Genomic DNA, 5905 nt, shown 5'->3' with positions numbered 1-5905 from the left:
CCGCGACCCCTTCGCGAAGTACGCCGCCGCTTTTTTTAGGAAGTCCCGCTCCTGCTTCACTTCTTCCAGCTCACGACGAAGCGCGCGCAGCTCTTCGTCCTTGCTCGTCAGCTTCCCGTTCCCCGGGAACACGTCGTCGTTTTTCAGCCCGGCACGGCCCTCCGCCTGCTTCTTCCAGCCGCGCAGGATATCCGATCGCACGCCCAGATCGCGAGCGAGCTCTTCCAGCTTCCTTTCCCCGCTGGAAATCAGACGAACCGCTTCCAGTTTGAACTCGCGCGTGAACTGCCTTCGCTTCTCGGCCATGTGTCACCTCCTACCCGTAAACCTACGGGCTTATGTTGGTGTCCACCAAGCCGGGGCAATCCTAGAACAGCCAGAGATGCAGAGGACAACAGGGGCTCCTCTGTACCTCTGGCTTTTTCTCTGTTCCTCTGCAATTCTCGCTGTTTGCAGTGTCGTTCGGGCAGCGCTTCCGCTTCTCTCCCGCGGGCGGCGCGGCCCTACTTCAATCCCAGTTCCGCCCTCATCTTCTTTGTCAGGCTCTGGCGCGTCGTCCAGAACTCCGCCCACGGGTCCTGCTTCAACGCCCGCACCCGCTCGATCACGGCGGCGGGGGTGAAGCGGTCCGTCTTGAGGTCCGCGGTCAGCTCGTCCCAGCGCAGGGGAACGCTGATGGCGCCGGACGGGCGGGCGCGAATGCCGTACGCCGCGATGGCCGTCGCGCCGCGGCCGTTGCGCAGAAAGTCGATGTAGATCTTTCCCTTGCGCGCCGCCAGCGTGCTCTTGGTGACGTACTTGCCCGGGTTCGCCACGCTCACGTCCGTCGCAAGGGCGCGGGCGAACTCCTTTACCTCGTCCCAGCTGTGGCGCTTGTTGATGGGGACGACCACGTGCAGCCCCTTGCCGCCCGTCGTCTTGACGAAGCTGGCCAGCCCCAGCTCCGCCAGCCGGTCTCGGATCTGCAGCGCCGAGTCCATGATGCGCTGCCACGGCACGCCCGGCCCGGGATCCAGGTCCATGATGAAGCGGTCCGGCTTCTCAAAGCTGGTCCGCTTGGCGTTCGACGTGTGCAGCTCCAGCACGCTCATCTGCACCATGGCCACGAGGCCGGCAAAGGAGTGCACGTAGGTGTAGACCTTTTCGTCCCCGTCGTTTTCCGTTACCGTGGTGCGTCCCACCTGCGGCGCAAAGTGCTCGTCGCCGTGCTTCTGAAAAAAGCAGGGGCCGCCCACGCCGTCCGGACAGCGCACCAGGGTCAGCGGCCGGTCCTTGACGTGCGGCAGCATCCACTCGCCCACAGCCTCGTAGTAGCGCGCCAGGTCCAGCTTGGTGATCCCCACGGCGGGGTACAGCACCTTGTCCGGGCTGGTAAGGCGGATGCCCGCCACCTGCGTTTCGGGCGTCTTGCCGCGGCGGTGTCCGCTTTTGGTCGTGGACGGGGGCACGGGGCGCGTGGTGGCGGAGGGTTTCTGCTCGCGCTCGGCGGAGCGGGTGAGCCGCGCGGGCGCCTTGCGGGCCGGCGCCGGCTTCTCGCCCGCGGGGAGCGCGCCGGCGTTCTCGCGCACCACCTGCGCGGCGGGCTTGTCCTCGCGCAGACCCTGAAAGACGGGGTGGCGCAGGATGCCGTCGCCGGTCCATTCCGTAAACGACACCTCGCACACCAGCCTGGGCTCCACCCATGTGACGCCGATGGGCCGGCGCCCCTTGCGGCCGTAGTCTTCGAACGGCGATTCATCGCGCGCCAGCGGCTTCAGGGCGTCGTGCAGCTGCCTGAGCGAGGCCTCGTTGAACCCCGTCCCCACCTTGCCGGAGTAGACGAACCGGCCCTCGGCGTCGTGCACGCCCACCAGCAGCGCGCCGAAGTGCGAGCGCGAGCCCTGCGGATCCGTGAATCCGCCGATGACGAACTCCTGGCGCAGCAGGCACTTGACCTTGAGCCAGTCGCGGGTGCGCCGCTGTGAGTACGGGCTGTCCGCGCGCTTGCTGATGATCCCCTCCAGCGACATCTGGCAGGCCTGCTGGTAGAACACGCCCCCGTTGCCCACGATGTGGTCACTGAAGCGCACGGGCCCCGCGGGATCGGCGGACAGCACCTCGCGCAGCGCCTCCTTGCGGGCCAGCAGGGGAGACCCGCGCAGGTCCATTCCGTCGCGGTGCATCAGGTCAAAGGCGTAGAACACCAGTTCTCCCGTGCGCCCGGTGTTCAGCACGTTCTGCAGCGCCTGAAAGCTGGTGCGGCCGTCCGGGGCGATGACGACCAGCTCGCCGTCCAGCACCGCGTCGCGGACGGGAAGGGCGCCCAGCGCGGCCGCCATCTCCGGGAACTTGCTCGTCCAGTCGTTGCCGTTGCGGGTAATCATCCGCGCCTTGCCGCCGCGGACGTATACGACGAGACGGTAGCCGTCGTACTTGATCTCGTGGATCCAGTCGGCGCCGGCGGGCACGTCCTCCACCAGTGTGGTGAGGGCAGGGGAGAACTCCGCCGGAAACGCGGCCTTTTTCGCGCCCGGGACGGCCGCCCCGCTGTCCAGTTTGGATGCGGGTTTCCGGGCCGCCTTCGCCGTGGGCTTCTTCGCCGCCGGCTTCTTCGCGGCAGGCTTCTTCGCCGCCGAGTTCTTCGCGGCGGGCTTCTTCGCGGCGGGCTTCTTCGGTGCCTGGCTTCCGGAGCGGATGAGCGCGTCGGCGGCGGGGGCGCGGCTGTCCCAGTGCGCGTCGGCGTCGGCGGCGATCTCGTCCATCGTGCGGCCGGTCTCCACGCTGGTCGTCATCTCCTCGGTGATGACGCCGGCGGATTCCGGGCGGGCCGTGTCGTCGTCATCCTTGAAGAGCAGCCACTGCTCCTTTTCGCCGTCGGCGCCGCGGCGGGAGCGCACCAGGTGCCATCCGCCGTGCAAGCGCTCTCCCTCCAGCGTAAAGCGAAGGTGGCCCTTGCGATACGCGGTGCGGGGATCACCTTCCGGCGTCCAGGTGCCGCGGTCCCAGAGCATCACCGTGCCGCCGCCGTACTCCCCGCGGGGAATGATGCCCTCGAACACGCCGTACTCGATGGGGTGGTCCTCCACGTGGATGGCCAGGCGCTTGACCTCCGGGTCCAGGCTGGGGCCCTTGGGGACGGCCCAGCTGAGCAGAACGCCGTTCAGCTCCAGCCGGAAGTCGTAGTGCAGGTGGCTGGCGGCGTGCTTCTGGATGACGAACGAGAGCACGTCCCCCGCCGGGTGGACGTGCCCTTCTGGTTCATCGGTGACGCGAAAGTCGCGCTTGCGCTTGTACTCGTCGAGGCCCATTCAGAGTCCTGGCACGGTCAGGCCGCCTTGCGCTTCTTGGCGCTGCTGGGCCGCGGCTTGGCGGTGGCGGCGGAGCGGGGCTGCGGCTTGCCGCCTGCCGGCTTGCTGGCGGCCTTGGGCTTGGCGCGCGCCGCCGGGGCAGGGGCCGCCTTGGGCTTCGCGGCGGCCGCCTTCTTGGGCGCCGCACGCTCGCCGCCGGCAGCCTCCACGCTGCGCTTGAGCAGCGACATGATGTCGATGACGCCCTCGCGCGGCTCCGCGGCCTCGGGCACGGGCGACTCGTCGGGCGCGTCGGTCTGGCCGGCCTCGATGCGCCCCTGAATGAGCTGCATGAGGTCGTCGCGGTAGCTGTCGTGGTACTTTTCCGGCGACCACTCGGCGGTCATGCCTTCCACCAGGCGCTCGGCCATCTCCAGCTCGCGCTCGTTCACGCCCAGCGCCTTGAGGTCTTCGCCGGGCACCTCCAGCTCCTCGGTGGCGCGGATCTCGTTGGGATAGCGCAGGATCTCCAGGACGAGCACGTCGCCCTGGGGAACCACGGCGGCCAGGTGCTCGCGCGAGCGGATGACCACCTTGGCGATCCCCACCTTGCGGGTGCGCTTGAGCGCCTCGCGGAGGAGCGCGTAGCCCTTGGGGTTCTTGCCGATGGGCGCCAGGTAGTACGGCTTGTCGTAGAACACCGGCTCGATGTCGTCCAGGTCCACGAAGTCGGTGATCTCGACGGTCTGCGTCTTTTCGGGATTGGCCCGGCGCAGGTCTTCGTCGCTGAGCACGACGTAGTGGCCGCTCTCGTACTCGTAGCCCTTGACGATGACGTCCATCTCGACTTCGTCGCCGGTGGCCTTGTTGTACTTGCGGTAGCCGACCGGCGAGAGGTTGCGGCGGTCCAGCTGCCGGAAGCTCAGTTCGTCGGGCTTTTCGGCGCTGAAGAGTCCCACGGGGATGTGGACCAGGCCGAAACTGATGCTGCCTTTCCAGATTGCGCGTGCCATCTCGTTGCTCCTGAGTCACATGGGAACCCCGGCAAATGCAACCCCCGGTCCAATGCGTATAATATGCATTATGTAAACTAGCTGCTGTGGAGAAGTGTGGAAAAGCCTATCGAGCCGTGGGAATGTGTGATTGGGGCTGGATTCCGGGTCCTGGCGCCCCGCTCCGGAGGCGTGCCCCGCCAGGATGCGATCAGGACGCGCTGGGCCGTCGCGGATGTCACAGCACCCGCCCTCGCGCCCGATCGTGCGACACGGCGCATTGTGGCGCGCCGGCTTTGGAACCGCGTCTCTCACGGAGTTCACGGAGCCGGCACGGAGGTCACGGAGGAACTGCACAAAGGGCCTCACGCAGAGGCGCAGAGTCACAGAGGAGAACATCAGAATCTCATCTTTCTGTGTCTCTGTGCCTCTGTGTGAGATTGCTGTTTGCGGATCTGGAGAAACGAAACGAGGTCACGGACGCCTGAGAGCATCCGTGACCTCCGTGGTTTTCCTTCCGTGCCCTCCGTGGGAGACGCGGTTTACGGACTCAGAGCGTCGCGAGCAGCCGGCGGGCTTGCTCGGCCAGCTCGCCGCGGCCGCTACTCAATCGTCAGACAGGGCGAAAAGGGCACTCTGTTCCGCTGTTGCCGCCATCTCCGCGTGGGCGGCCTCGTCCGGGGCACGACGGAGTTCCGGGTAGTTTGGCCGTCGTCCGCTCTGAAGGTGCGAGCAGTTGCTCTGGGGGCTGCAGCGCACGGCGGTGAACGGCGACGCTTGTCGGTCCGCGCTCATGCTCACCCCGTCATTTTGCAGGATGAGGTCCTCGTACGGGCACCAGCAGACCCGGTCTGAGAAATTGGGATCCTTGAATTCCGCAATCCCCGTATCCGTGTCCACCCCGGTCAGCACGACGACGTGCCTTCCGCGACTATCGAACGAAGTGACCTGATGATAGATCTCTGCATGCGTGGGTCTGGGAGACGCTACATAGCCCGTAATCAACAGCGGGCCCCACTGCGCAAGACAGTCGTAGGCGCCCTGCGGGCTGCCCAGCCCTACTCTGTACGGAATGTCGTAGAAAAACTCGTGGGGAAAGAAGGCGCGTGTAATCCGGAGATTCCAATCCCCGCCCCCTGTCGGCCCGCTCACCGTGGTCATGACATGGAGAAATCTCCCCAAGCGCTGGGACTCCTGCCCATCTTTCCGGAAATCCCTCACCTCCGCGGCAAGCTGCGCCACCTCCTGCCGTAGCGCATCGATCTGCCCCGGGGAAGAAGATGGGCCGGGTGGGGCGGCGGCCTCCTCCAGTTCTGCCAGCTTACCTTGGCTCCGCTCGTGGATCTGCAGTTTCACCCGGTCGAAGTTCCTCATTCGGCCCTGCAGAAGATCATACTGGAGCTGTCTCGCCTGCATGGCTTTCTGAGACTCCGCGCCGCGCTCCGTCTCTACGAAGAACTGCTTGAAAATCTTGAGCGCTTTCAGGTTTTCGTAGAAGCCCTGTGCCGCCGGATCCACCGCCTTGTGGAACTTGAGCAGCATCTTGGTGGCGTAATACCAGCACGTGGGACCCTGCTGCGCCCACCCGTTCGCTTCCTTGCCAATGCTCGGGACCTCGTAATGGATTTTCATGGTTTATTTCTTGAA

The 5905-nt window shown here is 66.1% G+C and carries 4 protein-coding genes; all 4 read right to left on the bottom strand.

Annotation, left to right across the window (positions count from 1 at the left end; translation table 11 throughout):
- Window positions 1-306 (bottom strand): transposase (locus tag VF665_RS07230; RefSeq protein ID WP_331052735.1); only part of this gene is annotated, 306 nt, incomplete at its 3' end.
- A 197-nt stretch (window positions 307-503) separates the two neighbouring features.
- A complete protein-coding gene (gene ligD / locus VF665_RS07225; RefSeq protein ID WP_331052734.1) occupies window positions 504-3287 on the bottom strand; it encodes a DNA ligase D in 2784 nt (927 codons plus the stop codon).
- 17 nt (window positions 3288-3304) lie between these two features.
- Window positions 3305-4279 (bottom strand): Ku protein, encoded by a 975-nt coding sequence (locus tag VF665_RS07220; RefSeq protein ID WP_331052733.1) that lies wholly within the window; start codon window positions 4277-4279, stop codon window positions 3305-3307.
- Window positions 4280-4864: 585 nt separating this feature from the next.
- Window positions 4865-5890, bottom strand: a complete 1026-nt coding sequence (locus VF665_RS07215) for a hypothetical protein (protein WP_331052732.1) — start codon at window positions 5888-5890, stop codon at window positions 4865-4867.
- Between the last annotated feature and the right edge of the window lie 15 nt (window positions 5891-5905).

This window comes from Longimicrobium sp. (genome assembly GCF_036387355.1).
Classification (GTDB): Bacteria; Gemmatimonadota; Gemmatimonadetes; order Longimicrobiales; family Longimicrobiaceae; genus Longimicrobium.
Note: the sequence above shows the minus strand (reverse complement) of the source record. Positions and strands in the feature narration are given on the sequence as shown.